27 protein-coding genes are annotated in these 25,845 nt (G+C 54.4%); 22 read left to right on the top strand and 5 right to left on the bottom strand.

Annotated elements, in window-relative coordinates:
* Positions 1-55: 55 nt before the first annotated feature.
* The 10 genes from mdh to QEN31_RS02470 all read left to right on the top strand — a co-directional run bounded on the left by mdh (position 56) and on the right by QEN31_RS02470 (position 9,683).
* The gene (gene mdh, locus QEN31_RS02425) at positions 56-994 is read left to right on the top strand and encodes a malate dehydrogenase (protein ID WP_000861586.1); all 939 of its coding nucleotides are present in this window, start codon (positions 56-58) and stop codon (positions 992-994) included.
* 119 nt (positions 995-1,113) lie between these two features.
* Entirely contained in the window at positions 1,114-1,743 is a 630-nt protein-coding gene (locus QEN31_RS02430) for a GntR family transcriptional regulator (RefSeq protein ID WP_000723776.1), read from the top strand.
* Complete coding sequence (locus QEN31_RS02435) at positions 1,730-2,395, top strand: GntR family transcriptional regulator (RefSeq protein WP_001171579.1); 666 nt, start codon at positions 1,730-1,732, stop codon at positions 2,393-2,395. The genes QEN31_RS02430 and QEN31_RS02435 overlap by 14 nt, the downstream gene beginning before the upstream one ends.
* Before the next feature lie 210 nt (positions 2,396-2,605).
* Positions 2,606-3,874, top strand: coding sequence for an SLC13 family permease (locus tag QEN31_RS02440; RefSeq protein ID WP_000433394.1), 1,269 nt, complete (start codon positions 2,606-2,608; stop codon positions 3,872-3,874).
* Positions 3,875-3,906: 32 nt separating this feature from the next.
* Positions 3,907-4,806: a L(+)-tartrate dehydratase subunit alpha gene (ttdA, locus tag QEN31_RS02445; RefSeq protein WP_000045349.1), complete on the top strand. Its 900-nt coding sequence runs from the start codon at positions 3,907-3,909 to the stop codon at positions 4,804-4,806.
* The gene (gene ttdB, locus QEN31_RS02450; protein WP_000162405.1) at positions 4,806-5,423 is read left to right on the top strand and encodes a L(+)-tartrate dehydratase subunit beta; all 618 of its coding nucleotides are present in this window, start codon (positions 4,806-4,808) and stop codon (positions 5,421-5,423) included. Before ttdA ends, ttdB begins: the two co-directional genes overlap by 1 nt.
* Before the next feature lie 155 nt (positions 5,424-5,578).
* Positions 5,579-5,833 carry an oxaloacetate decarboxylase subunit gamma gene (locus QEN31_RS02455; protein ID WP_000180114.1) on the top strand — a complete coding sequence of 85 codons (255 nt, stop codon included), beginning with the start codon at positions 5,579-5,581 and terminating at the stop codon, positions 5,831-5,833.
* Between the two features lie 15 nt (positions 5,834-5,848).
* Positions 5,849-7,618 carry a sodium-extruding oxaloacetate decarboxylase subunit alpha gene (gene oadA / locus QEN31_RS02460; protein WP_000150416.1) on the top strand — a complete coding sequence of 590 codons (1,770 nt, stop codon included), beginning with the start codon at positions 5,849-5,851 and terminating at the stop codon, positions 7,616-7,618.
* A 12-nt stretch (positions 7,619-7,630) separates the two neighbouring features.
* A complete protein-coding gene (locus QEN31_RS02465) occupies positions 7,631-8,932 on the top strand; it encodes an oxalacetate decarboxylase subunit beta (protein ID WP_021265610.1) in 1,302 nt (433 codons plus the stop codon).
* A gap of 19 nt (positions 8,933-8,951) precedes the next feature.
* Positions 8,952-9,683 carry a triphosphoribosyl-dephospho-CoA synthase gene (locus tag QEN31_RS02470; RefSeq protein ID WP_000600161.1) on the top strand — a complete coding sequence of 244 codons (732 nt, stop codon included), beginning with the start codon at positions 8,952-8,954 and terminating at the stop codon, positions 9,681-9,683.
* A 33-nt stretch (positions 9,684-9,716) separates the two neighbouring features.
* On the opposite strand, the gene degS is transcribed toward QEN31_RS02470, so the two are convergent.
* From degS to zapG, 3 genes are all read right to left on the bottom strand, one after another.
* Entirely contained in the window at positions 9,717-10,787 is a 1,071-nt protein-coding gene (gene degS, locus QEN31_RS02475) for an outer membrane-stress sensor serine endopeptidase DegS (RefSeq protein WP_000497705.1), read from the bottom strand.
* Positions 10,788-10,879: 92 nt separating this feature from the next.
* Positions 10,880-12,247 carry a serine endoprotease DegQ gene (gene degQ, locus QEN31_RS02480; protein WP_000716692.1) on the bottom strand — a complete coding sequence of 456 codons (1,368 nt, stop codon included), beginning with the start codon at positions 12,245-12,247 and terminating at the stop codon, positions 10,880-10,882.
* 156 nt (positions 12,248-12,403) lie between these two features.
* Positions 12,404-12,802 (bottom strand): Z-ring associated protein ZapG, encoded by a 399-nt coding sequence (gene zapG / locus QEN31_RS02485; RefSeq protein ID WP_001519074.1) that lies wholly within the window; start codon positions 12,800-12,802, stop codon positions 12,404-12,406.
* Between the two features lie 192 nt (positions 12,803-12,994).
* Here zapG and zapE point away from each other — a divergent pair, with 192 nt between their 5' ends.
* The 12 genes from zapE (at position 12,995) to nanQ (ending at position 23,223) form a co-directional block, all read left to right on the top strand.
* On the top strand, positions 12,995-14,119 hold the full coding sequence (zapE, locus tag QEN31_RS02490; protein WP_001191222.1) for a cell division protein ZapE: 1,125 nt from the start codon (positions 12,995-12,997) through the stop codon (positions 14,117-14,119).
* Positions 14,120-14,421: 302 nt separating this feature from the next.
* Complete coding sequence (rplM, locus tag QEN31_RS02495) at positions 14,422-14,850, top strand: 50S ribosomal protein L13 (RefSeq protein WP_000847559.1); 429 nt, start codon at positions 14,422-14,424, stop codon at positions 14,848-14,850.
* Positions 14,851-14,865: 15 nt separating this feature from the next.
* The gene (rpsI, locus tag QEN31_RS02500) at positions 14,866-15,258 is read left to right on the top strand and encodes a 30S ribosomal protein S9 (RefSeq protein ID WP_000829815.1); all 393 of its coding nucleotides are present in this window, start codon (positions 14,866-14,868) and stop codon (positions 15,256-15,258) included.
* A 199-nt stretch (positions 15,259-15,457) separates the two neighbouring features.
* The gene (locus tag QEN31_RS02505) at positions 15,458-16,210 is read left to right on the top strand and encodes a DUF695 domain-containing protein (RefSeq protein ID WP_001739021.1); all 753 of its coding nucleotides are present in this window, start codon (positions 15,458-15,460) and stop codon (positions 16,208-16,210) included.
* 262 nt (positions 16,211-16,472) lie between these two features.
* The gene (sspA, locus tag QEN31_RS02510; protein ID WP_000257298.1) at positions 16,473-17,111 is read left to right on the top strand and encodes a stringent starvation protein SspA; all 639 of its coding nucleotides are present in this window, start codon (positions 16,473-16,475) and stop codon (positions 17,109-17,111) included.
* A gap of 5 nt (positions 17,112-17,116) precedes the next feature.
* Positions 17,117-17,617, top strand: coding sequence for a ClpXP protease specificity-enhancing factor (gene sspB, locus QEN31_RS02515; protein WP_000366112.1), 501 nt, complete (start codon positions 17,117-17,119; stop codon positions 17,615-17,617).
* A gap of 108 nt (positions 17,618-17,725) precedes the next feature.
* The gene (nanR, locus tag QEN31_RS02520; protein ID WP_000382926.1) at positions 17,726-18,517 is read left to right on the top strand and encodes a transcriptional regulator NanR; all 792 of its coding nucleotides are present in this window, start codon (positions 17,726-17,728) and stop codon (positions 18,515-18,517) included.
* Positions 18,518-18,651: 134 nt separating this feature from the next.
* The gene (gene nanA, locus QEN31_RS02525; RefSeq protein WP_001029665.1) at positions 18,652-19,545 is read left to right on the top strand and encodes an N-acetylneuraminate lyase; all 894 of its coding nucleotides are present in this window, start codon (positions 18,652-18,654) and stop codon (positions 19,543-19,545) included.
* 115 nt (positions 19,546-19,660) lie between these two features.
* Entirely contained in the window at positions 19,661-21,151 is a 1,491-nt protein-coding gene (nanT, locus tag QEN31_RS02530; protein ID WP_000108071.1) for a sialic acid transporter NanT, read from the top strand.
* Between the two features lie 46 nt (positions 21,152-21,197).
* Complete coding sequence (locus QEN31_RS02535; protein WP_000054439.1) at positions 21,198-21,887, top strand: N-acetylmannosamine-6-phosphate 2-epimerase; 690 nt, start codon at positions 21,198-21,200, stop codon at positions 21,885-21,887.
* On the top strand, positions 21,884-22,759 hold the full coding sequence (gene nanK, locus QEN31_RS02540; RefSeq protein ID WP_000208970.1) for an N-acetylmannosamine kinase: 876 nt from the start codon (positions 21,884-21,886) through the stop codon (positions 22,757-22,759). Before QEN31_RS02535 ends, nanK begins: the two co-directional genes overlap by 4 nt.
* A complete protein-coding gene (gene nanQ, locus QEN31_RS02545) occupies positions 22,756-23,223 on the top strand; it encodes an N-acetylneuraminate anomerase (protein ID WP_000979907.1) in 468 nt (155 codons plus the stop codon). The genes nanK and nanQ overlap by 4 nt, the downstream gene beginning before the upstream one ends.
* Before the next feature lie 81 nt (positions 23,224-23,304).
* Here nanQ and QEN31_RS02550 read toward each other — a convergent pair whose 3' ends face one another.
* Both QEN31_RS02550 and codB read right to left on the bottom strand, forming a co-directional pair.
* On the bottom strand, positions 23,305-24,585 hold the full coding sequence (locus tag QEN31_RS02550; RefSeq protein WP_001180685.1) for a cytosine deaminase: 1,281 nt from the start codon (positions 24,583-24,585) through the stop codon (positions 23,305-23,307).
* Positions 24,572-25,825: a cytosine permease gene (gene codB, locus QEN31_RS02555; protein WP_000076258.1), complete on the bottom strand. Its 1,254-nt coding sequence runs from the start codon at positions 25,823-25,825 to the stop codon at positions 24,572-24,574. Before codB ends, QEN31_RS02550 begins: the two co-directional genes overlap by 14 nt.
* Positions 25,826-25,845: the final 20 nt, after the last annotated feature.

Consider the following 25,845-nt stretch of genomic DNA (forward strand, 5'->3'; position numbering starts at 1 on the left):
GGTCGCCGCCGCGGAGCAATAGACACTTAGCTAATCATATAATAAGGAGTTTAGGATGAAAGTCGCAGTCCTCGGCGCTGCTGGTGGTATCGGTCAGGCGCTGGCATTACTTTTAAAAAACCAACTGCCTTCAGGTTCAGAACTCTCCCTGTACGACATCGCTCCAGTGACTCCCGGTGTGGCCGTTGATTTGAGCCACATCCCCACCGCTGTAAAAATCAAAGGTTTCTCCGGTGAAGACGCAACCCCGGCGCTTGAAGGCGCTGACGTAGTACTGATTTCTGCGGGTGTGGCGCGTAAGCCGGGTATGGACCGTTCCGACCTGTTTAACGTTAACGCCGGCATCGTGAAAAACCTGGTGCAGCAGATCGCTAAAACCTGCCCGAAAGCGTGCGTGGGCATTATCACCAACCCGGTGAACACCACCGTTGCGATTGCGGCGGAAGTGCTGAAAAAAGCAGGCGTATACGACAAAAACAAACTGTTTGGCGTTACCACGCTGGATATCATCCGCTCTAATACCTTTGTTGCAGAGCTGAAAGGTAAGCTGCCAACGGAAGTTGAAGTGCCGGTGATTGGCGGGCACTCCGGCGTGACGATTCTGCCGCTGCTGTCGCAGATTCCAGGCGTAAGTTTTACCGAACAAGAAGCGGCCGAGCTGACTAAACGTATTCAGAACGCCGGTACTGAAGTCGTCGAGGCGAAAGCCGGCGGCGGATCGGCAACCCTCTCTATGGGCCAGGCTGCCGCGCGTTTCGGTCTTTCTCTGGTTCGCGCTCTGCAGGGCGAGAAGGGCGTGGTGGAATGCGCCTATGTGGAAGGCGACGGTCAGTATGCCCGTTTCTTCTCTCAGCCGCTGCTGCTGGGTAAAAACGGCGTAGAAGAGCGTAAATCCATCGGCACACTGAGCGCTTTCGAGCAACATTCGCTGGACGCTATGCTGGATACGCTGAAAAAAGATATTCAGTTGGGTGAAGATTTTATTAATAAATAAGCTGTTCCTGCCCGATGCCGGGGCTTTTGCTCCGGCTTCTTTGACTGTAAACAAGCCACGAAATCAAGCACTAAATCTGCTAAACTCCTCACGTCTTATCGGTTATTAACGAGAACGTCGTGAAAAAGATCCAAAGAACGCAAACCCGCGATCACATTACGCAAATGCTTCGCTATGAAATTCTTTCCGGCAATATAAAAGCGGGAGAAGAACTCGCGCAGGAAAGTATTGCGGAGCAGCTCGGTCTTTCACGAATGCCGGTTCGAGAAGCGCTACAGTCACTCGAACAGGAAGGTTTTTTAATCCGACTGCCCAACAGGCACATGCAGGTCGCGCATCTTGAGGCCGATCGCGTGAGTCATATTTTTCGCGTGATTGCCGCGATGGCCGCCGAAATGTTTTCGCTGATACCCAGCGAAGTAGGCGATGCCCTCCTGATACGTGCGCAAGCGCTGGCTGTCGCAGAAGACAAATCCTGCGAACTGGAGTGTCATGCGATGCTGATTTCTTATGTGAATAACCGCTATCTGGAAAAGGTGTATCAGCAGTTCCTGGACGGTTATGTCTCTTATGTTATTTTGCATCTGAAAAAAGATAATCAGGAGTCGGCGCAGCTTTTCGCTGAACTGGCTGACGTCATACGCCAGGGGCGGCGTGATGAGATTGGGCAAGTTATGCAGCGTTATTTCCTCTCTTTAGCAGAAATAATGCGTCAACATATGAAGGATTGGGAAAGTGCAGAAGCCTAAGTTAGGGAAGATTAAGCTTCTTTCAGCGAAAGAACAGGTCGCGGCAGTGCTGCGTAAAGCGATTCTTTCGAGGGAGTTAGTGGAAGGGCAGGAGATTACGTTAGAAGGCATTGCCGGAATGGTCGGCGTGTCCAGTATGCCAGTGCGCGAGGCGTTTCAGATTCTGGCGGCGGATGGGCTGATAAAAGTGCGCCCTAATAAAGGGGCGGTGGTGTTGGGCATCAATGAACAAACGATCCGTGAACACTATGAAATTCGCGCGCTGTTAGAAAGTGAGGCGGTGGCTAAAGCTTCTCGTCCTGGCTCCGATATCTCGCGGATAGCCCAGGTGCATTATGCCGCTGAAAAGGCTCTCGCGGAAAATAACTCGGCGGAATACTCCGACCTGAATCAGGCATTTCATATGGAAATATGGAATGTTGCTGGCAACGAAAAAATGAAAATGTTGCTCTGTAATATGTGGAACGGCCTGTCGATGGGCCATAAGGTCACCGAAGAAGAGTATGCCGTGATTTCCATTCAGGAACATAAAAGTATTCTGCAAGCTCTTGAACTTCATGATGAAACATTGGCACGCCAGCGCATGCGCGAACACATTATTCGCTCAATGGAGAATATGCTGACCCGCTATGTTGGTGACCCTTCTGCCTGATCTTTTCGCCTGCGTGAGCATCGCAGGCGCTTCAACCAATTCTTCAATTCTATTAATCACGTCCAGTAACGATCTAACCACGATCTTGATGTAGATCCCACTCCTGCATCTTTCCTGAGAAACGATTTGACTTAGTTTTTGTATGGGAATAATTTCTCCCTGTCAACATTGGATACAATATCATATATCATTGATTGGATAATTATAAATATGGAACCCATTACCCTTACCTTATGTTTATTGGTGTTCGCTATCGTCATGTTTGTATGGGAAAAAGTGCCACTGGCCGTCACTTCCATGATTGTCTGCGTGGCCTTAGTTATCACCGGCGTTCTGAATATCAAACAGGCCTTTGCTGGCTTTATCGACACTAACGTCATCCTCTTTGTCGCGATGTTTATCGTGGGCGGTGCGTTGTTCGAGACCGGTATGGCAAACAAAGTGGGCGGCGTCATCACGCGCTTCGCGAAAACAGAAAAACAGCTGATCTTCACCATTATGGTGGTGGTGGGTTTGATGTCTGGCGTCCTCTCTAACACCGGTACCGCTGCGGTTTTGATTCCGGTGGTGATCGGCGTGGCGGCAAAATCGGGCTTCTCGCGTTCTCGTCTACTGATGCCGCTGGTTTTTGCCGCTGCGTTGGGCGGTAACCTGTCGTTAATTGGCGCGCCGGGAAATCTTATCGCGCAGTCTGCGCTACAGAATATTGGCGGCGGCTTTGGCTTTTTTGAATACGCAAAAATCGGTCTCCCGATGCTCATCTGCGGCATTCTCTACTTCCTGACTATTGGCTATCGCTTTCTGCCGAATAATGCGACCGGCGGTGAGGTGGGGAGCGTCGGGGTGCAACGTGACTACAGCCATGTTCCACAGTGGAAACAACGGCTCTCACTCGTGGTGTTGATCGCAACGATCCTCGGCATGATCTTTGAGAAGAAGATCGGTGTCAGCCTGGCCGTGACCGGTTGTATTGGCGCTCTTGTGCTGGTAGTAAGCGGCGTACTCACGGAAAAACAGGCCTATAAAGCTATTGATTCACAGACTATTTTTATCTTTGGCGGCACCCTGGCGCTGGCAAAAGCGCTGGAAATGACCGGGGCAGGCAAGCTGGTTGCGGACTATGTAATCGGCATGCTGGGGCAAAACTCCTCACCGTTCATGTTGCTGATCGCCGTTTTCGCCTTATCCGTTGTGATGACCAACTTTATGTCCAATACCGCAACGACAGCGCTATTGGTGCCGGTGAGTTTGTCCATTGCCGCAGGCATGGGGGCCGACCCGCGTGCGGTTCTGATGGCGACGGTCATTGGCGGTTCCTGCGCCTACGCAACCCCTATCGGTATGCCTGCCAACATGATGGTGCTCTCCGCGGGTGGCTATAAATTTGTCGACTACGCTAAGGCCGGTATCCCCCTGATTATCGTTTCAACCATTGTCAGCTTGATCCTGCTGCCAATCCTTTTCCCTTTTCATCCGTAATTAACGGAAGCTGTTCTGACTAAGGAGCATTTATGAGCAAAAGTGAACAGATATCCCATATGACCGACGTTATGGCCAAGTTTGTGGGATATACCGGCAAAGTTTTGCCTGATGATGTCACTGCAAAACTGGAAGATTTGCATAAGAAAGAGACCAGTAAACTGGCCGACGTCATCTTTACTACCATGATTGAGAACCAGCGTCTGGCGAAAGAGCTGGATCGACCTTCCTGCCAGGACACCGGTGTCATTCAGTTTCTGGTGGAGTGCGGGACGAACTTTCCGCTGATTGGCGAGCTGGAAGCGTTGTTGCGTGAGGCGGTGATCAAAGCAACTGTAGATTCTCCGCTGCGCCACAACAGCGTAGAAACTTTTGATGAATACAACACCGGTAAAAACGTGGGTAAAGGTACGCCGACGGTCTTCTGGGAAATCGTTCCCAATTCCGATCAGTGCAGCATTTATACCTATATGGCGGGCGGTGGTTGTTCTCTGCCGGGGAAAGCGATGGTGCTGATGCCGGGTGCAGGCTATGAAGGTGTGACCCGCTTTGTACTGGATGTGATGACCAGCTACGGCCTCAACGCTTGTCCGCCGCTGCTGGTTGGCGTGGGCGTAGCGACCTCTGTTGAAACGGCGGCACTGCTATCGAAAAAAGCGCTGATGCGTCCGATCGGTTCGCATAACGAGAATGAGCGTGCAGCCTCGCTGGAAAAAATGCTGGAAGACGGCATTAACAAAATTGGCCTGGGGCCGCAGGGGATGTCCGGTAATACCTCCGTTATGGGCGTGAACATTGAAAACACCGCGCGTCATCCTTCTACCATCGGCGTGGCGGTAAACGTCGGCTGCTGGTCGCACCGTAAAGGGCATATCGTTTTCGATAAAGATTTGAATTACACCATTACGTCTCACAGCGGAGTGAATTTCTGATGACTAAAAAAATCCTGACTACGCCAATTAAAGATGAAGATTTAGCGGATATTAAGGCTGGCGATATTATTTATCTCAACGGTCATATTGTTACCTGCCGTGACGTAGCCCATCGCCGTTTAATTGAAGGTGGTCGCGAACTTCCGGTAGATGTTCGCGGCGGCGCTATTTTACACGCTGGCCCCATTGTCCGCCCAATTAAAGGCGAAGACGATAAGTTTGAAATGGTCTCCGTTGGCCCAACCACCAGCATGCGTATGGAGAAATTCGAAAAAGAGTTTATTGCGCAGACTGGCGTGAAATTAATTGTGGGTAAAGGCGGTATGGGTAAAGGTACCGAAGAGGGCTGTGCTGAACACAAAGCGCTGCACTGCGTATTCCCTGCCGGTTGTGCGGTTGTAGCCGCCGTGTGCGTGGAAGAAATTGAAGATGCCCAATGGCGCGATCTGGGGATGCCGGAAACGCTGTGGGTCTGTCGGGTTAAAGAGTTTGGCCCGCTGATTGTTTCTATTGATACCCATGGGAATAATCTGTTTGAACAGAACAAAATTATTTTTAATCAGCGTAAAGAGATCGTCGCTGATGAAATATGCCAGAACGTAAGTTTCATCAAATAAACCTGATTACGTAAATTGCACGATAATGGTGGTAATACGTTATGACGATAATAATAACCAAGGGCTCTGGCCGGGGCGGCTCAGGGAAATCCACCCTTATTATTTCATCGTCATAAATAGCCCCATTATCGTGCCTCCTGCCTGAAGGCTATTTTATGACTAATGCAGCTCTGCTATTAGGTGAAGGCTTCACCCTGATGTTCCTCGGCATGGGGTTCGTGCTGGCGTTTCTGTTCCTGCTGATTTTCGCCATCCGCGGCATGTCCGCCGCCGTCAACCGCTTCTTCCCTGAACCGGCTCCGGCGCCGAAGGCGGCACCTGCCGCCGCCGCGCCCGTCGTGGACGACTTCACCCGCTTAAAGCCGGTCATTGCCGCCGCTATCCACCACCATCACCGCCTTAATGCTTAATTCCCGGAGGGATCCATGACCATTGCCATTACCGATGTCGTCCTGCGTGACGCTCACCAGTCTCTGTTCGCCACCCGCCTGCGCCTTGACGATATGCTGCCGATTGCCGCCGCGCTCGATGACGTGGGCTACGGGTCGCTGGAGTGCTGGGGCGGCGCCACCTTTGACGCCTGTATTCGTTTTCTCGGCGAAGACCCGTGGCTGCGCCTGCGCGAGCTCAAAAAAGCCATGCCCAAAACCCCGCTGCAGATGCTGCTGCGCGGCCAGAACCTGCTCGGCTACCGCCACTACGCCGATGACGTGGTGGAACGCTTCGTTGAGCGGGCAGTGAAAAACGGCATGGACGTGTTCCGCGTCTTCGATGCCATGAACGACCCGCGCAATATGAAAGCCGCCCTGCAGGCAGTACGCAGCCACGGCGCGCACGCCCAGGGCACACTCTCCTACACCACCAGCCCGGCGCACACCCTGCAGACCTGGCTGGATTTAACCGAACAGTTGTTAGAGACCGGCGTTGACTCGATTGCCATCAAGGATATGTCCGGCATTCTTACACCGATGGCGGCGTATGAGCTGGTCAGCGAAATCAAAAAACGTTTTGAGGTGCGCCTGCACCTGCACTGTCACGCCACCACCGGGATGGCGGAGATGGCCCTGCTGAAGGCTATCGAGGCGGGCGTCGACGGCGTGGACACGGCGATTTCGTCCATGAGCGCCACCTACGGCCACCCGGCCACCGAAGCGCTGGTGGCAACGCTTGCCGGCACGGAACACGACACCGGGCTGGATATCCTGAAGCTGGAAAATATCGCCGCGTACTTCCGCGAGGTGCGCAAAAAGTATCACGCCTTTGAAGGCCAGCTGAAGGGCTACGACAGCCGCATTCTGGTGGCCCAGGTGCCGGGCGGAATGCTCACTAACCTGGAAGGCCAGCTGAAGCAGCAGAACGCGGCGGACAAACTGGACCAGGTGCTGGCGGAAATCCCCCGCGTGCGCGAGGACCTCGGCTTTATCCCGCTGGTGACCCCCACCTCGCAGATTGTCGGCACCCAGGCGGTGCTCAACGTCCTGACCGGCGAGCGCTACAAAACCATCGCGAAGGAAACCGCCGGGATACTGAAAGGCGAATACGGCCACACGCCGGTGCCGGTTAACGCCGCGTTACAGGCCCGCGTGCTGGAAGGGGGCGCTCCGGTGACCTGCCGTCCGGCGGATCTGCTGAAGCCGGAGCTGGCTGAACTGGAAGCGGACGTCAGGCGCCAGGCGCAGGAGAAGGGCATTCAGCTTGCGGGAAACGCCATTGACGACGTGCTCACCGTGGCGCTGTTCCCGCAAATCGGCCTCAAATTCCTTGAGAACCGCCATAATCCGGCGGCGTTTGAGCCACTGCCGCAGGCGGAAGCCGCGCAGCCTGCCGCTGCCCCGGCAAAAGCCGCAGCTTCCGGTATCTACACCGTGGAAGTGGAAGGCAAAGCCTTTGTGGTGAAAGTCAGCGACGGCGGCGATATCAGCCAGCTCACTGCGGCTGCACCTGCTGCCTCTTCTGCTCCTGCCACCGCCCCGGCAGGCGCCGGCACCCCGGTCACCGCGCCGCTGGCGGGGAATATCTGGAAGGTGATTGCCACCGAGGGCCAGACGGTGGCCGAAGGCGACGTGCTGCTGATTCTGGAAGCCATGAAGATGGAAACCGAAATCCGCGCCGCGCAGGCCGGGACGGTACGCGGTATCGCGGTGAAGTCCGGGGACGCGGTCTCCGTCGGCGACACCCTGATGACGCTGGCGTAACGGAGAACTGAAATGGAAAGTCTGAACGCCCTGCTTCAGGGCATGGGGCTGATGCACCTTGGCGCAGGCCAGGCCATCATGCTGCTGGTGAGCCTGCTGCTGCTGTGGCTGGCGATTGCGAAGAAGTTCGAGCCGTTACTGCTGCTGCCAATTGGCTTCGGCGGGCTGCTCTCCAACATCCCGGAAGCGGGTATGGCGCTGACCGCGCTGGAAAGCCTGCTGGCGCACCACGACGCCGGGCAACTGGCGGTGATTGCCGCGAAGCTGAACTGCGCGCCGGACGTGCATGCCATTAAAGAGGCGTTAGCGCTGGCGCTACCGTCGGTGCAGGGCCAGATGGAGAACCTGGCGGTGGACATGGGCTACACGCCTGGCGTACTGGCGCTGTTCTACAAAGTGGCGATTGGTTCCGGTGTCGCGCCGCTGGTCATCTTCATGGGCGTCGGCGCGATGACCGACTTCGGCCCGCTGCTGGCCAACCCGCGCACCCTGCTGCTGGGGGCGGCGGCGCAGTTCGGTATCTTCGCCACGGTGCTCGGGGCGCTGACGCTGAACTACTTCGGCCTTATCAGCTTCACCCTGCCGCAGGCGGCGGCCATCGGCATTATCGGCGGCGCGGACGGCCCGACGGCGATTTACCTGTCGGGCAAGCTGGCGCCGGAGCTGCTGGGGGCCATCGCGGTGGCGGCGTACTCGTATATGGCGCTGGTGCCGTTAATCCAGCCGCCGATTATGAAGGCGCTGACCAGCGAGACGGAGCGGAAAATCCGCATGGTGCAGCTGCGCACGGTGAGTAAGCGGGAAAAAATCCTCTTCCCGGTGGTGCTGCTCATGCTGGTGGCCCTGCTGCTGCCGGACGCGGCGCCGCTGCTGGGGATGTTCTGTTTTGGCAACCTGATGCGCGAAAGCGGCGTGGTGGAGCGTCTGAGCGACACGGTACAGAACGGGCTGATTAATATCGTCACCATTTTCCTCGGGCTGTCGGTGGGCGCGAAGCTGGTGGCGGATAAGTTCCTGCAACCGCAGACGCTGGGCATTCTGCTGCTGGGTGTGATTGCGTTCGGGATTGGGACGGCGGCCGGGGTGCTGATGGCGAAGCTGCTGAACCTGTGCAGTAAGAACAAAATCAACCCGCTTATCGGTTCGGCGGGGGTGTCGGCGGTGCCGATGGCGGCACGCGTATCGAACAAAGTGGGCCTGGAATCAGACGCGCAGAACTTCCTGCTGATGCACGCGATGGGGCCGAACGTGGCCGGGGTGATTGGCTCGGCCATTGCGGCGGGCGTGATGCTCAAGTACGTGCTGGCGATGTAATCCAATCTAATCGGGAGCAGTGATTCTGTTCCCGCAAAATGAGGACACAGTAATGAGTGAAATGGTTGCGTTTCGGCAAGGTACATCCATGCCATCCAGAGAAACCATCTTGCATTATGTTGTTGAGACGGTGAATCAGATAACTGAGCTTGAGCCAGCGCTGCATTTACTGCCGTGGTCTGGCGTCAACTCAGCAATATATGAGCAACGTTTTGCACAGTGTTACGACGAGGGGCTTTGTGCCGCACAGACGTCGGCACCGAATGTTCCGCAGGGGATTCTGCCATCAACCGATTGGGCTCAGGGTATCGGGTTACTCTGTTTTGCCGCAGGGTATATGAGCGCAGGCGAGCGGCCATTAACACACAATCAGTTATGCGATTTCGTCAAACAGGCGGCTGTTGGTTTATCGCCGATTGAGGGGGAGGCGGCGAGCGGTTTCTCGACGGTACGTAGTATTGCATTACCCGTATTCAGGCGATTGCAACGCGATGGTCACGCGTCTCGGGTCCTGCTGTTACAAACGTTGCTGCATCTGGTCGCCTGGAAAAGCGCATCGCAGTATGCGCGTCAACAGGCGCAACGACTGCTCTGGATGGGCGGCATTTTGGGGGAAGGGGGGGAGCATAGCCTGCTTGTACTGGATAAGGCGCTGCGTGAAGAAGCCGTCGGGGAGAAAAGTCTCCCCGCTCTGCTGATCTTCACGAGTTTCCTGGCGCATTTTCCGGCAGGGCCAGTCTTTATTGACTAGTCGTCGAACGACGCGGGCAAAAGCCGCGTCGTTTTAGTTCGACGCCGGGTATTCCTGCACCGTCACCTGGAACGTGAGCTGCTTATCATCCCGCATTACCACGACCGGAATGACGGAGCCCGGGCGGATTTCCGCCACCTGATCCATCGTCTCCAGCGCGGACACGGCGGGTTTATTATTGACCGAAATAATCAAATCATTAACCTGAATACCGGCAAGCGCGGCGGGGCCGTTTGGCGTCACTTCATTAACGACAATGCCCTGAATCGGGTCCATGCCGCTACCCTGCTGCGCGTGCAGCGGCGCGATTTCTCGTCCGCCAATACCGATATAGCCGCGAATCACGCGACCGTCGCGGATAAGCTTATCCATAATTTTCGTGGCTAGCTGGAAGGGAATCGCAAAACCAAGGCCTTCCGGCGTTTCGCCATCGTTACTCTTATCAAAAGAGAGGGTGTTGATCCCCATCAGTTCGCCTAACGAGTTGACCAGCGCGCCGCCGGAATTACCGTGGTTAATCGAGGCGTCGGTCTGGAGAAAATTCTGTCGCCCCGTCGGGTTCAGGCCGATACGACCCGTTGCGCTGATGATCCCCTGGGTGATGGTCTGTCCCAGATTATATGGGTTGCCGATAGCCAGTACGACGTCGCCAATATGCGGTGTACGCTTTGTATTAATCGGGATGGTAGGCAGCCCGCCAGTGGCGTTGATCTTCAGCACCGCCAGATCGGTAAGCGAATCGGAGCCAACCAGTAGCGCTTCAAAGACGCGGCCATCCTGTAGCGCGACGATAATCTGATCGGCATCGTTAATCACGTGTTTGTTGGTAATAATATAACCGCGTTGATCCATGATCACGCCGGAACCCAGCGTGCGGATCTCCAGTTGATTATGCGCGGTACTGTTCATACTGCGGTTATAGACATTGACGACGGCAGGCGCGGCGCGGCGAACCGCAAAATTATAACTGGCTGGCGTCTCATCGGTACTGTCGAATTGCGGGACGGCGATAGGATTAATTTTGCGCAAAGAAGGCATCACGGCCAACAGAATAGCGCCGACAATTAAACCTATTGCGACCGAACGTAAGAGCTTCACAAACATGATGGAGGCGTCGTTAAAAAAGGGAACGGCAGCAGCATACCATGAGTTAACCGGACATCACATCGCAGGCTGATGCCCGGTTTAAGACAGGATTAGCGCAGCAATAGATAAATGTTCTCGTTGCCGCGTACTACCTGAAGAGCAATGATGGACGGTTTTGCCGCCATCACTTTGCGCATTTCGGCGATAGAACTGATGCGATCGCGATTAACGCCGATGATAACATCATCTTTTTGCAAACCGGCCTGCGCGGCAGGACTGCTTTTTTCGACGCTATCAACCTTAACGCCTTTCGTCCCGTCTTTCAGTTGGCCGTCGCTCAACGTTGCGCCTTGCAACGCCGGGGCGATCATTTCGGCGCTGGCGGAAGAAGAGGTATTGGAATCCAGCGTGACTTCCACCTCCAGCGGCTTACCATCGCGCAGCAGGCCCAGCTTCACTTTCGTGCCCGGTTCGGTGGTGGCGATACGTGAACGCAGTTCGGCAAAGCTATTCAGCTGCTTACCGTTAAGACTGATAATCACGTCTCCGGATTTCACCCCGGCCTTCGCCGAACCTGAATTGGGTAAAACCTCGCTGACAAAAGCGCCACGCTGAACGTTCAGTTTGAATGCCTTGGCGATATCAGCGGTCATTTCAGTGCCTTTAATTCCCAGCAATCCGCGTTTGATTTCGCCGAACTGAATCAACTGCTGCGCCAGCGTCTGCGCCATATTGGAAGGAATAGCAAAGCCAATGCCGATGCTCCCGCCCCCTGGCGCGAGGATCGCGGTATTAATCCCGATCAGCTCGCCGTTCAGGTTAAGCAGCGCGCCGCCGGAGTTGCCGCGGTTAATAGAGGCATCGGTTTGAATAAAGTTCTCAAGCCCTTCCAGATTAAGCCCGCTGCGTCCCAGCGCTGAAATAATCCCGGAGGTGGCGGTTTGTCCAAGACCAAACGGATTACCGACCGCCACGGCGAAATCGCCGACGCGGAGTTTGTCGGAATCGGCGATGGCAATTTGCGTTAACTTGCTGGGATTCTGAATTTGTAACAGAGCGATATCGCTCTGGTCGTCGCCGCCGATCAGCTTCGCGTCGAATTCGCGTCCGTCATTCAGTTGAATGCTGATCTTCTGTGCCTGATTAATCACATGATTATTGGTTAATACATAGCCTTTCGCGGCATCGATAATCACCCCCGAACCGAGTCCTTCAAACGGCTGGGACGGCTGGTCTGGCAGATCCTCGCCAAAGAATTTTTTAAACTCCTCCGGCACTTTTTGGCTCTGGGCGGCGGTTCCCTCGACTTTTACGCTGACGACAGCAGGCAGCACTTTCTCCAGCATAGGGGCAAGGCTTGGCAGCGTCGCCTGGCCTGGCACCTGGCCTGGTATCGATGCAAGGGCTGGAAACGGCGCCGAAAGAGTTAACCCGACACTTAACGCTAATGCACTTAACAGCTGGGTGTGTTTTTTCATGGATGCTGCTCTCGTACCTTGAATGAACGGATAGACAATTCAAAACAGATTGATGTTATTGAATTTTCAGCCTGGTAACAATGATAATAGCTGGGACAGGAAAGATAGAGAGAGGGCGCAAGCGATGCGCCCGATAAATTTCTTAACGGCGTGCGATTAATCGCGCTTTGCGCCGCTACGTAACAGGCCAGACGCGCCTTCAGAATAATCACGTGGCATTTGTACTGGCGCCTGATCGTTGCTCGCCTCAGACTCCGCCAGACGGTTACGGAACGGATTCGACTCCGCAGACATTTCCGGCAGCAGGCTGCTGGAGCTTTTCGCCATATGCTGATACAGCTGGCGGTAATCATGCGCCATGGTATCCAGCAGTTCCGCGCTGCGGGCAAAGTGGCTAACCAGCTCTTCACGGTACTCTTCCAGCTCAGCTTTGTTTTTTTCCAGTTCGTACTGCAATGCCTGCTGTTGACGTAACTTACGATTACCAAAACGCATGGCCACGGCACCAATGATGATACCGACGACTAATCCAATTAGCGCATATTCCCAGGTCATGAACATCTCCCGTTGTCTTATGTTTCCGTAGGGTGTTGGCTCCAGGCTCCATGCCCGCGCCTGATTATGCCACTATAACCGCTAATTCCGTAGAAGTGGAATCCCGACAGCATATCGCGTAGTGTAGAACGGCCTTTTTTTCGTCAGCCGTGAACGACGGCACATCGATTTTCAAGGAATAACAATAACATTATGCAAAGCCTTTCCCCTACATCGCGTTATCTCCAGGCACTCAACGAAGGCACCCATCAGCCTGACGACGTACAGAAAGAGGCGGTCGACCGTCTGGAAACCCTTTATCAGGCGCTCACCGCGAAAAAATCGTCGGCTACGCCACCCGGCGGTCTGATAGCGCGACTGGGGAAATTATTAGGCAAAAACGAACCGGACGCGCAAATACCGGTTCGCGGGCTGTATATGTGGGGGGGCGTGGGTCGCGGCAAAACCTGGCTCATGGATCTCTTCTACCACAGCCTGCCGGGCGAGCGAAAACTACGCCTGCATTTTCATCGGTTTATGCTGCGCGTGCATGAAGAGCTTACCGCGTTACAGGGACAGATCGATCCGTTAGACATTATTGCCGATCGGTTTAAAACCGAGACGGACGTACTGTGTTTCGATGAGTTTTTCGTCACCGATATTACCGACGCCATGCTGCTGGGCGGTTTAATGAAAGCGCTGTTTGCACGCGGCATTACGCTGGTCGCGACCTCCAATATTCCGCCGGATGAACTCTACCGCAACGGTTTGCAACGCGCCCGCTTCCTGCCGGCTATCGATGCCATTAAACAGCACTGCGACATTATGAATGTGGACGCCGGCGTCGATTACCGGCTGCGGACGCTGACGCAGGCCCATTTATGGCTAACGCCGCTTAATGATGAAACCCGGCGGCAAATGGATAAACTGTGGCTGGCGTTAGCGGGGGCCGCGCGCGAGCACGCTCCGACGCTGGAAATCAATCATCGCTCTTTATCCACCCTGGGCGTTGAAAACCAAACGCTAGCGGTCTCTTTCGCTACGCTGTGCGTCGAGGCCCGCAGCCAGCATGATTACATTGCGCTCTCAAGGTTATTTCACACGGTTCTGCTGTTTGACGTGCCGGTCATGACGCCGCTGATGGAGAACGAAGCGCGCCGCTTTATTGCGCTGGTGGATGAGTTTTACGAGCGCCACGTTAAGCTGGTGGTCAGCGCTGCCGCGCCGTTATATGAAATTTATCAGGGGGAGCGGCTCAAGTTTGAATTTCAGCGCTGTCTGTCGCGCCTGCAAGAGATGCAGAGTGCGGAGTATCTCAAGCGGGAGCATATGCCGTAAGCCGGACAAGCGCAGCGCTCCGGCATTATGCGGTATTATATCTGTGCAACCTCCCCGACCGGAGGGTGAACCAGGCCTGAACAAAACCCGCGGCAAATCGCAAAAAGGGGTCGATCTTTGACCTGGACTTCTCTATAATCCTGCGACCCCACGTTACAAGAGAGTTTTTTCCCAAACTTTCTCTGTGCCGGCCAAACATATCCGAGGGGGTAGGTTTACCGGACTTTGTCGTGTGAACCTCAACTATTTAAAACGTTTGGGTGTTCACCAACGTGTAACTTATTTATTTGGGTAAGCTTTTAATGAAAACTTTTACAGCTAAACCAGAAACCGTAAAACGCGACTGGTATGTTGTTGACGCGACCGGTAAAACTCTGGGCCGTCTGGCTACTGAACTGGCTCGTCGCCTGCGCGGTAAGCACAAAGCGGAATACACTCCGCACGTAGATACCGGTGATTACATCATCGTTCTGAACGCTGACAAAGTTGCTGTAACCGGCAACAAGCGTACTGACAAAGTGTACTATCACCACACCGGCCACATCGGTGGTATCAAACAAGCGACCTTTGAAGAGATGATTGCCCGCCGTCCTGAGCGTGTGATTGAAATCGCGGTTAAAGGCATGCTGCCAAAAGGCCCGCTGGGTCGTGCTATGTTCCGTAAACTGAAAGTTTACGCGGGCAACGAGCACAACCACGCGGCACAGCAACCGCAAGTTCTTGACATCTAATCGGGATTATAGGCAATGGCTGAAAATCAATACTACGGCACTGGTCGCCGCAAAAGTTCCGCAGCTCGCGTGTTCATCAAACCGGGCAACGGTAAAATCGTTATCAACCAACGTTCTCTGGAACAGTACTTCGGTCGTGAAACTGCCCGCATGGTAGTTCGTCAGCCGCTGGAACTGGTCGACATGGTTGAGAAACTGGATCTGTACATCACTGTTAAAGGTGGTGGTATCTCTGGTCAGGCTGGTGCGATCCGTCACGGTATCACCCGCGCTCTGATGGAGTACGACGAGTCCCTGCGTGGCGAACTGCGTAAAGCTGGCTTCGTTACTCGTGACGCTCGTCAGGTTGAACGTAAGAAAGTCGGCCTGCGTAAAGCACGTCGTCGTCCGCAGTTCTCCAAACGTTAATGGGGTTCTGCTTCGGCAGACAACTGTTAGCGAAAAAACCCGCTTCGGCGGGTTTTTTTATGGCTAAAGTCCGAATCCAGTCTCTTTTCCTCCCTATCTTTAGCATTATTCTCATCTTATTCATTTTTCATGCACGCTCAGAGAAAAGGAAGTCACAGTGGGATTTTTTAACTCATTGTTTACTAAGAAAGAGTCGTTAATGCTGTCGAATAAATGGGAATTCTTTATAACAACGGTGGATGACCATGTTACGGGTATACGTGTGGATATCGGCGCCATTCAGGATGAAAAATTTGATCGCCTTATCCATACCGGGTTCTTACGTGTTCATTACACCAACTGTTATGAAAATGGTTTACCGCAGCCCGATGAAACACAGAGTTTAAATCGTATAGAGGACTGGCTTGATGAAAAGGGGAAGACGTTTCCGATCTGGCTGGTGGGTGTGGTTACCCAACAAGGCTGGCGCGATTTTGTGTTCATGTCGGAAGAGGATCTTAACTGGGAAAAGACGCTGGATAAATTGCTCGCTGGTGGCCCGGAAATCTCTTTTAGTTATAGAGAGAGTCACAATGATAAAGGAAACTTTTACCGCCAGTTCTTGTATCCAACCCGATACGACTGGAACTGGATACACGATTCCCGTGTGTGCCGGGGATTACAGGAACAAGGTGATGATCTGACGCTTCCGCGCGCTATTGATTATTATGCGACATTGCCTACAGAGGTCGCAGCGCGCGACCTGGCGCAAGATATTGCTGCATTACCGTATGGCATAACGCTGGTCAGTATTCGAATGAATGACCCGCAACAGGGGTTTATGGCGTCTTTTATCAGCACCGATGCTCCGCAACAATGGCATATGACAGAAATCACTTGCCAGCTTACCGATCTGGCTGAAAAACATGGCGGCAGTTTTGATGGCTGGGGCGCACCGGTAGTACAGGCATAACAGGCGAAAGACAATATCTCAGGTGGGGCGAGCATTTCAGACCAGGAATATCTCTTTTTCCTCATTTCCAGAATCGACTCACCACAAAGGTCACAAAATCTGGTAAACTATCATCCAATTTTCTGCCCAAATAGCGGGGAATGTTCATTTTTTGTCTCGTTTCTGAGCAATGATGGCTTTTTTCGCCCTGGGTGACATAACATCTGGCTGGTCACATTGTGGCTGGTAGCAGTAAAAATTCTGAATATACCTGGAGGTTTTCATGGCTGTCGCTGCCAACAAACGTTCGGTAATGACGCTGTTTTCTGGTCCTACTGACATCTATAGCCATCAGGTCCGCATTGTGTTGGCTGAAAAGGGTGTTAGTTTTGAGATCGAACATGTGGAAAAGGACAATCCACCTCAGGATCTGATTGACCTCAACCCGAATCAAAGCGTTCCGACACTGGTGGATCGTGAGCTGACCCTGTGGGAATCTCGCATCATTATGGAATATCTGGATGAGCGTTTCCCTCATCCGCCGCTGATGCCGGTTTATCCGGTCGCGCGCGGTGAAAGCCGTCTGTACATGCACCGTATTGAAAAAGACTGGTATACGCTGATGAACGTCATCGTAAACGGGTCTGCTTCCGAGGCCGACTCTGCACGTAAACAACTGCGTGAAGAGCTGCTGGCGATTGCGCCAGTATTTGGTCAGAAACCGTATTTCCTGAGCGACGAATTCAGCCTGGTTGATTGCTACCTGGCGCCTCTCCTGTGGCGTTTACCGCAGTTGGGTATTGAATTCAGCGGCGCAGGGGCGAAAGAGCTGAAAGGCTATATGACCCGCGTCTTTGAACGTGATTCTTTCCTGGCTTCTTTAACCGAAGCTGAACGTGAAATGCGCCTCGGTCGGGGTTAACCTGTATGGATTTGTCACAGTTGACGCCGCGTCGTCCTTATCTGTTGCGTGCTTTCTACGAGTGGTTGCTGGATAACCAGTTGACCCCGCATCTGGTGGTGGATGTGATGCTGCCTGGCGTGCATGTCCCTATGGAATATGCGCGCGATGGGCAAATCGTCCTCAATATTGCGCCGCGAGCGGTAGGTAATCTGGAGCTGTCTAATGATGAAGTGCGTTTTAATGCGCGCTTCGGCGGCGTTCCCCGTCAGGTTTCTGTGCCTTTGGCTGCGGTGCTGGCGATTTACGCCCGTGAAAATGGCGCAGGCACCATGTTTGAGCCTGAAGCCGCCTATGATGAAGACGTTGTCAGCTTAAATGATGATGACAATACCGCAGGCGCGGAAAGCGAGACCGTGATGTCCGTCATTGATGGTGATAAGCCCGACCACGATGACGACAGTAGTCCTGATGACGAGCCGCCTCCGCCGCGTGGCGGACGTCCGGCGCTGCGTGTAGTAAAATAATCAACAGGCCCTGAAGGGCCTGTTTTGTTTGGTCTCCTCTCGGGTTCACCCTGCTTTTAAAGCTGTGTTACGATAAGCTTGCTATTATTTGCCACCGACCACTCATGAATGGACGTTATGAACGCATTTGATTCGCAAGCAGAAGATTCTCCGACATCCCTCGGGCGTAGTTTGCGCCGCCGCCCGCTGGCGCGTAAAAAACTGTCTGAAATGGTTGAGGAAGAGCTGGAGCAGATGATCCGCCGTCATGAGTTTGGCGAGGGAGAACAGCTACCGTCTGAACGTGAATTAATGGCCTTCTTCAATGTGGGACGTCCCTCCGTGCGTGAAGCGTTAGCTGCGCTGAAGCGTAAAGGTCTGGTGCAAATCAATAACGGCGAACGCGCCCGCGTCTCGCGCCCCTCTGCTGATACCATCATCAGTGAACTGTCGGGTATGGCGAAAGATTTTCTTACTCATCCTGGCGGCATCGCTCACTTTGAACAGCTACGGCTTTTCTTTGAATCCAGCCTGGTACGCTATGCGGCGGAACATGCCACCGACGAGCAGATCGCGTTGTTAACGAAAGCGCTGGAAATTAATAGCCAGTCGCTGGATGACAACGCGCTGTTTATTCGTTCGGATGTCGAGTTTCACCGGGTGCTGGCTGAAATTCCCGGCAATCCGATCTTTATGGCTATTCATGTTGCTCTGCTGGACTGGCTAATCGCCGCTCGCCCAAGCGTTCCCGATCGTGAGCTGCATGAACATAATAACGTGAGTTATCAACAGCATATTGTGATTGTTGATGCCATTCGCCAGCGAGATCCCGATAAAGCGGATCGCGCTCTGCAAACCCACCTCAATAGCGTTTCCGCTACCTGGCACGCGCTCGGTAAAAAAAGTCAAAAAATGCGGTAGCGATCGCACCTCCGATCCCGGTTTAGTGAAGCAGATCGCACTATAAGCGTTCTGTATTATTTGCTGCTTATTTGATCTGGTATAACAGGTATAAAGGTAGGTAGTTAATATATTCATCATCCGTAGAGGTAGGTATGGCAAAAGCATTGCAAGGCGTAATGGCGGCGTTGTTGACCCCATTTGATCATCAGCAGCAACTGGATAGCGAAAGCCTGCGCCGTCTGGTGCGTTTTAACATCGGGCAGGGTATCGACGGGCTGTACGTTGGCGGTTCCACCGGGGAAGCATTTGTACAGAGCCTTGCTGAAAGAGAGCAGGTACTGGAGATTGTCGCCGAAGAGGCGAAGGGAAAAATCACGTTGATCGCCCATGTCGGGACAGTAAGCACCGCAGAAAGCCAGCAGCTTGCCAGCGCCGCAAAGCGTTACGGTTTTGATGCGGTCTCTGCGGTGACGCCTTTTTATTACCCTTTCAGTTTTGAAGAGCACTGTGACCATTATCGGGCAATCATTGATTCCGCAGATGGATTGCCGATGGTGGTATACAACATTCCGGCGTTAAGCGGCGTAAAACTTACCCTCGATCAGATCAATACGCTGGTGACATTACCGGGCGTGAGCGCGCTGAAGCAAACCTCCGGCGATCTCTTCCAGATGGAGCAGATCCGCCGCGCGCATCCGGATCTGGTGCTGTACAACGGTTATGACGAAATCTTCGCTTCCGGTCTGCTGGCGGGCGCGGACGGCGGTATCGGCAGCACATACAACATTATGGGCTGGCGTTATCAGGGGATTGTTCAGGCATTGCGTGAGGGCGATGTGGCGAAAGCGCAGCGTCTGCAAACCGAGTGCAATAAGGTTATTGATTTACTGATTAAAACCGGCGTATTCCGCGGCCTGAAAACGGTCCTGCATTATATGGACGTGCTATCGGTGCCGCTGTGTCGTAAACCGTTTGCGCCTGTTGATGAAAAATACCTGCCGGCGCTCAAGGCGCTGGCTCAACAACTGATGGAAGAAAAGGCGTAACAGCATAATGCCGGGGGCGCTACGCTTGCCCGGCCTACACCAGTGTGAACAGTAGGCCGGATAAGGCGGAGCCGCCATTCGGCATAACGACAACAAAAATCGTCGGGAGAGTAAAATGAGTACTTCTACCCAAAACATCCCGTGGTATCGCCATCTCAACCGGGCGCAGTGGCGGGCATTTTCCGCTGCCTGGCTGGGATATCTGCTTGATGGTTTTGATTTTGTGTTGATTGCTCTTGTACTGACTGAGGTACAAAGCGAATTTGGGCTGACGACGGTACAGGCGGCAAGCCTGATTTCTGCGGCTTTTATCTCTCGCTGGTTCGGCGGGTTATTACTGGGCGCGATGGGCGATCGCTATGGGCGTCGTCTGGCGATGGTCAGCAGCATCATCCTGTTTTCGGTGGGAACCCTGGCCTGCGGGTTTGCGCCCGGTTACACCACCATGTTCATCGCCCGACTGGTGATTGGTATGGGCATGGCGGGCGAATATGGTTCCAGCGCGACCTATGTGATTGAAAGCTGGCCAAAACATTTACGCAATAAAGCCAGCGGTTTTCTGATTTCCGGCTTCTCCGTCGGCGCGGTCGTTGCCGCGCAGGTGTACAGCCTGGTGGTGCCTGTCTGGGGCTGGCGCGCGCTGTTTTTCATTGGCATTTTGCCAATTATCTTCGCCCTCTGGCTGCGGAAAAACATTCCGGAAGCGGAAGACTGGAAAGAGAAACACGCGGGTAAAGCGCCGGTACGTACGATGGTCGACATTCTTTATCGGGGCGAACATCGCATCATCAACATTTTAATGACTTTCGCCGCCGCCGCTGCGCTGTGGTTCTGTTTTGCCGGTAACCTACAAAATGCTGCGATTGTGGCGGGGCTGGGACTACTGTGCGCGGTTATCTTTATCAGCTTTATGGTGCAGAGCAGCGGTAAACGCTGGCCCACTGGCGTCATGCTGATGCTGGTGGTACTGTTTGCTTTCCTCTATTCCTGGCCGATTCAGGCGCTATTACCCACTTATCTGAAAACCGAGCTGGCCTACGATCCGCATACGGTAGCGAATGTCCTGTTCTTTAGCGGATTTGGCGCGGCGGTTGGTTGCTGCGTAGGCGGTTTTCTTGGCGACTGGCTGGGAACGCGTAAAGCATATGTCTGTAGCCTGCTGGCCTCGCAAATCCTCATTATTCCGGTCTTTGCGATTGGCGGCACAAACGTCTGGGTTCTGGGTCTGCTACTGTTTTTCCAACAGATGTTGGGGCAGGGGATTGCCGGGATTCTGCCGAAACTGATCGGCGGTTACTTCGATACCGATCAGCGCGCGGCGGGGCTGGGCTTTACTTATAACGTCGGCGCGCTCGGCGGCGCGCTGGCGCCGATCCTGGGAGCGCTGATCGCTCAACGTCTGGATCTGGGCACTGCGCTGGCATCGCTCTCTTTCAGCCTGACGTTTGTCGTGATCCTGCTTATTGGGCTTGATATGCCGTCTCGCGTACAGCGTTGGCTACGTCCGGAAGCGTTACGCACCCACGATGCTATTGACGACAAACCGTTCAGCGGAGCCGTACCGCTTGGCAGTGGTAAAGGTGCCTTTGTAAAAACGAAAAGTTAATCCGCTTGCCCGGTTTTAAACCGGGCAATATTTGTAAGGGAGTAGTATGTCGTTACTTGAACAACTGGATAAAAATATTGCCGCTTCTGGCGGCCTGATTGTCTCCTGCCAGCCCGTTCCGGGCAGTCCGCTGGATAAGCCGGAGATTGTAGCGGCAATGGCGTTGGCGGCGGAACAGGCGGGCGCGGTTGCGGTGCGTATTGAAGGCATAGACAACCTGCGTATGACCCGCTCGCTCGTTTCGGTACCCATTATCGGCATTATCAAACGCGATCTGGACGACTCTCCAGTGCGCATTACCCCTTTTCTCGACGATGTAGATGCGCTGGCGCAGGCTGGCGCAGCTATTATCGCCGTTGATGGAACCGCTCGGCAACGGCCGGTAGCCGTTGAGGCGTTGTTGGCGCGCATTCATCACCACCATCTACTGGCGATGGCCGACTGCTCATCCGTGGACGATGGTCTCGCCTGCCAACGGTTGGGCGCGGACATTATCGGCACGACAATGTCCGGCTACACCACCCCCGATACGCCGGAGGAACCCGATCTGCCCTTAGTCAAAGCGTTGCATGACGCCGGATGCCGGGTAATAGCCGAAGGGCGCTATAACTCGCCAGCACTGGCAGCGGAGGCGATCCGCTATGGCGCATGGGCGGTGACGGTGGGGTCCGCCATTACCCGTCTGGAACATATCTGTGGATGGTATAACGACGCATTAAAAAAGGCGGCGTCATGACTACGTTAGCAATTGATATTGGCGGGACTAAACTTGCCGCCGCGCTCATCGACAAAAACTTGCGCATTAGCCAGCGTCGCGAGCTACCGACCCCCGCGAGCAAAACGCCGGATGCGTTACGTGAAGCATTAAAGGCGCTGGTTGAACCACTACGGGCAGAGGCGCGTCAGGTAGCGATAGCTTCTACCGGGATCATTCAGGAAGGGATGCTGCTGGCGCTAAACCCCCATAATCTGGGCGGCTTGCTACACTTTCCGTTAGTACAAACACTGGAAACGATCGCTGGCCTGCCGACGCTGGCGGTGAACGACGCGCAGGCGGCGGCCTGGGCGGAGTATCACGCGCTCCCTGATGATATCCGCGATATGGTATTTATCACCGTTTCAACCGGCGTTGGCGGCGGCGTTGTCTGCGACGGCAAGCTCCTTACCGGAAAAGGCGGTCTGGCCGGGCACCTGGGACACACCCTGGCGGACCCACACGGGCCCGTATGCGGCTGTGGACGCGTTGGCTGCGTAGAGGCCATCGCCTCTGGACGAGGGATGGCCGCGGCGGCGCGGGACGATCTGGCGGGATGCGACGCCAAAACCCTATTTATTCGCGCTGGCGAAGGTCATCAGCAGGCGCGACATCTGGTAAGCCAATCCGCGCAGGTAATAGCGCGAATGATCGCCGATGTGAAAGCGACTACCGACTGCCAGTGTGTGGTCATTGGCGGCAGCGTAGGGTTAGCTGAGGGATACCTGGAGCAGGTTCGCGCGTTTTTGATGCAAGAGCCTGCGCCTTATCACGTGGCGCTGAGCGCCGCTCGCTATCGGCATGACGCAGGATTATTAGGCGCTGCGTTGTTAGCTCAAGGAGACACATTATGATGATGGGGGAAGTACAGTCGTTGCCTTCTTGCGGGTTGCATCCGCGATTGTTGGATGCCTTGACTCTCGCGCTGGCGGCAAGGCCGCAGGAGAAAGCGCCGGGGCGCTATGAATTGCAGGGCGACAATGTCTTTATGAATGTAATGCAGTTAACGACGCAAATGCCGGCCGAGAAGAAAGCGGAATTGCATGAACAATACATTGATATTCAGCTACTACTAACCGGCGTCGAGCGTATTGCGTTTGGGATGTCCGGTGCCGCTCGCCAGTGCGAGGGGATGCACGTTGAAGAGGATTACCAGCTTTGTAGTCAAATTGCCGACGAGCAGACTATTACGCTGCAAGCGGGGATGTTTGCTGTGTTTATGCCAGGAGAACCGCATAAACCGGGATGTGCAGTGGGTGAGCCGGATGACATCAAGAAAGTGGTAGTGAAAGTACGCGCCAGTCTGCTGGCGGCCTGAATCTCTTGCCGGAGCAGTCTTCCGAACGCAGCCCCTTACGGGCTGCGTGGTGAATGTGCCGGAGAGCGCGGGTATGACGGTTTAACGCTTAAACGTCACGGCTTCCGGCTGGGTCAGGTGCAGCGTCGTCTGGCTCGGCACCGTCTCGGCAATTACCCGCCCGTGGCGAATCGAGTAACGGGCAGGCGTCTGGCGACGTACCGCGTCGAATCCATTCTCAGCGGGTAAGATAACCAGATTCGCGGCATTGCCGACGCTCAGACCGTAGTCCTGCAGGTGCAAAGTTTTTGCGCTGTGGATAGTGATCAGATTTAACCCGTCGTTGATTTGCCCATACCCCATCAACTGGCAAACGTGTAACCCCATATGCAGCACCTGCAGCATATTGGCGGTGCCTAATGGATACCACGGGTCGAAGACGTCATCATGGCCAAAGCAGACGTTGATCCCCGCTTCCAGCATCTCTTTCACCCGCGTGACGCCACGACGTTTCGGGTAAGTGTCAAACCGTCCTTGCAGATGAATATTCACCAGCGGGTTGGCGACGAAGTTAATCCCCGACATTTTCAACAGGCGGAACAAGCGTGACGCATACGCGCCGTTGTACGAGTGCATAGCCGTGGTATGGCTGGCGGTCACGCGCGCCCCCATGCCATCACGATGCGCCAGCGCCGCGACCGTTTCGACAAAGCGAGACTGCTCGTCATCAATTTCGTCGCAGTGCACATCGATCAAGCGATCGTATTTCTGCGCCAGGGCGAAGGTTTTGTGCAGCGATTCAACGCCATATTCCCGCGTGAACTCAAAGTGCGGAATGGCGCCAATAACGTCAGCGCCCAAACGCACGGCTTCCTCTAACAGCGCTTCACCGTTGGGATAAGACAGAATACCTTCTTGCGGAAAGGCGACAATTTGCAGGTCTACCCACGGCGCAACCTCTTGCTTCACTTCCAGCATGGCTTTCAGCGCGGTGAGCGTAGGATCTGAAACGTCAACGTGAGTACGAACGTACTGGATGCCGTTAGCCATCTGCCATTTCAGGGTCTGCATCGCGCGCGCTTTCACATCTTCATGCGTGAGCATTGCTTTACGTTCTGCCCAGCGCTCAATCCCTTCAAACAGTGTGCCGGACTGGTTCCAGCTCGGTTCACCCGCCGTTTGCGTGGTATCCAGGTGGATATGTGGCTCAACAAACGGTGGAATAGCCAGGCCGCCTTCGGCATCAAGCACTTCGCCCTGCGGTAACGATGCGGCTTCCTGAGGCTCAATCCGGCTAAAGCGCCCGTTTTCAATCGTAATCTGCCATAATCCTTCGTGTCCCTGCAGACGCGTCTGACGAATAGTGATGTTATTGTTCTGCATGGCTGACCTCTGGTGATTTAGCAAGGCTGCGGTTGAAAAGTGGATTCAGCAGGATATAGCTGAAGACGCCGCCGAGTACGGCGTTGACGGGCACAATACCCGGAACATAATGTCCGGCGGCGATGCCCAGCGCGACGGAAAGAATAGCAATCCAGTTAACGGGAATAAAGCGCACGGTGTTGAAGTCGGCATAGCGGCGGCGGTTCAACAGATAGTCGGCAATAATCACTCCGCCAATCGGTGGGATGGCAGATGACAGGAACGTCAGCCAGCCGACAAAATTATTGTAAAGCCACAGCGCGCACACGGTACCGATAATCCCGTTCACCACCGACAGCGTACGGCTGGAAAGACCGGTAATATTGGCGAAGCCCAGACCCGATGCGTACAGCGCGTTATCGTTGGTGGTCCAGATATTCAGGCCAAGCACCACAATCGCGGGCAGCAGCAGCCCCTGCGCTATCATCACGTCAGAGATATCCGCCTGACCGACGGCGGCAGCGCCTGCCGCGCCAAAGATAAACATCAGCGAGTTGCCGAGGAAAAAAGCGACCATCGCAATCAGTACGGCGCTTTTGGCATGACGCCCGAAGCGGACGAAGTCGGCGGTCAATGTACCGGCGCTGACAAACGAGCCCACCACCAGCGCCAGCGCGCTGGAAAAATCCAGCGGCGTCTGCGGCACTATCGTTTTTAAATGCTCCAGCCCACCCACGCCGCTGACCGCCAGCCAGACGGAGTAGCTGCCCAGAATAACGATCGCGGGTACGGCAACGATAGACAAAATGGTCAGCGCCGAGATGCCGAAAAAAATGGTCAGGGTCATCAGTAGACCCGAAACGGCAATCAGAATATTGGCATCAATGCCCGTCGCTTTACTGACCGGAATAGCGAACATCGCTACGCCAACGCCAAACCAGCCCACTTGAGTACCGCCTAGCAGTAGCGAGGGAAGCCATGAGCCTTTAACGCCAAAGGAGTAACGTGCAAGGAGGTGGGTGGAGAGTCCGGTTTTTGCGCCGATGTAGCCAAGAAATGCAGTGTAGATACCGAGGAGGAGATTACCGAAGAAAACTGCGAGGAAGAAATCATTATAAGAAAGACCGGTGCCGAGTGTCCCTCCGGTCCACATACTGGCGGAAAAAAACGTTAAACCCAACATGACAAACGTCAGTGGAATCACGCCCTTCCGCGCCGCCAGAGGGACGGGGCCCTGGCTATAATTGTTGTCCTGCGACACAACGCCTCCATGAATTTTGC

Origin of the sequence: Salmonella sp. SA15303, assembly GCF_029962125.1 — a bacterium.
Classification (GTDB): domain Bacteria; phylum Pseudomonadota; class Gammaproteobacteria; order Enterobacterales; family Enterobacteriaceae; genus Salmonella; species Salmonella enterica.

Bases quoted from the DNA above. Each gene is read 5' to 3' on its own strand.
- mdh (WP_000861586.1), top strand. From the start codon at position 56: ATGAAAGTCGCAGTCCTCGGCGCTGCTGGTGGTATCGGTCAGGCGCTG.
- QEN31_RS02440 (WP_000433394.1), top strand. From the start codon at position 2,606: ATGGAACCCATTACCCTTACCTTATGTTTATTGGTGTTCGCTATCGTC.
- ttdA (WP_000045349.1), top strand. From the start codon at position 3,907: ATGAGCAAAAGTGAACAGATATCCCATATGACCGACGTTATGGCCAAG.
- ttdB (WP_000162405.1), top strand. From the start codon at position 4,806: ATGACTAAAAAAATCCTGACTACGCCAATTAAAGATGAAGATTTAGCG.
- QEN31_RS02455 (WP_000180114.1), top strand. From the start codon at position 5,579: ATGACTAATGCAGCTCTGCTATTAGGTGAAGGCTTCACCCTGATGTTC.
- oadA (WP_000150416.1), top strand. From the start codon at position 5,849: ATGACCATTGCCATTACCGATGTCGTCCTGCGTGACGCTCACCAGTCT.
- QEN31_RS02465 (WP_021265610.1), top strand. From the start codon at position 7,631: ATGGAAAGTCTGAACGCCCTGCTTCAGGGCATGGGGCTGATGCACCTT.
- degS (WP_000497705.1), bottom strand. From the start codon at position 10,787: ATGTTTGTGAAGCTCTTACGTTCGGTCGCAATAGGTTTAATTGTCGGC.
- degQ (WP_000716692.1), bottom strand. From the start codon at position 12,247: ATGAAAAAACACACCCAGCTGTTAAGTGCATTAGCGTTAAGTGTCGGG.
- zapG (WP_001519074.1), bottom strand. From the start codon at position 12,802: ATGACCTGGGAATATGCGCTAATTGGATTAGTCGTCGGTATCATCATT.
- zapE (WP_001191222.1), top strand. From the start codon at position 12,995: ATGCAAAGCCTTTCCCCTACATCGCGTTATCTCCAGGCACTCAACGAA.
- rplM (WP_000847559.1), top strand. From the start codon at position 14,422: ATGAAAACTTTTACAGCTAAACCAGAAACCGTAAAACGCGACTGGTAT.
- rpsI (WP_000829815.1), top strand. From the start codon at position 14,866: ATGGCTGAAAATCAATACTACGGCACTGGTCGCCGCAAAAGTTCCGCA.
- QEN31_RS02505 (WP_001739021.1), top strand. From the start codon at position 15,458: ATGCTGTCGAATAAATGGGAATTCTTTATAACAACGGTGGATGACCAT.
- sspA (WP_000257298.1), top strand. From the start codon at position 16,473: ATGGCTGTCGCTGCCAACAAACGTTCGGTAATGACGCTGTTTTCTGGT.
- sspB (WP_000366112.1), top strand. From the start codon at position 17,117: ATGGATTTGTCACAGTTGACGCCGCGTCGTCCTTATCTGTTGCGTGCT.
- nanR (WP_000382926.1), top strand. From the start codon at position 17,726: ATGGACGTTATGAACGCATTTGATTCGCAAGCAGAAGATTCTCCGACA.
- nanA (WP_001029665.1), top strand. From the start codon at position 18,652: ATGGCAAAAGCATTGCAAGGCGTAATGGCGGCGTTGTTGACCCCATTT.
- nanT (WP_000108071.1), top strand. From the start codon at position 19,661: ATGAGTACTTCTACCCAAAACATCCCGTGGTATCGCCATCTCAACCGG.
- QEN31_RS02535 (WP_000054439.1), top strand. From the start codon at position 21,198: ATGTCGTTACTTGAACAACTGGATAAAAATATTGCCGCTTCTGGCGGC.
- nanK (WP_000208970.1), top strand. From the start codon at position 21,884: ATGACTACGTTAGCAATTGATATTGGCGGGACTAAACTTGCCGCCGCG.
- nanQ (WP_000979907.1), top strand. From the start codon at position 22,756: ATGATGATGGGGGAAGTACAGTCGTTGCCTTCTTGCGGGTTGCATCCG.
- QEN31_RS02550 (WP_001180685.1), bottom strand. From the start codon at position 24,585: ATGCAGAACAATAACATCACTATTCGTCAGACGCGTCTGCAGGGACAC.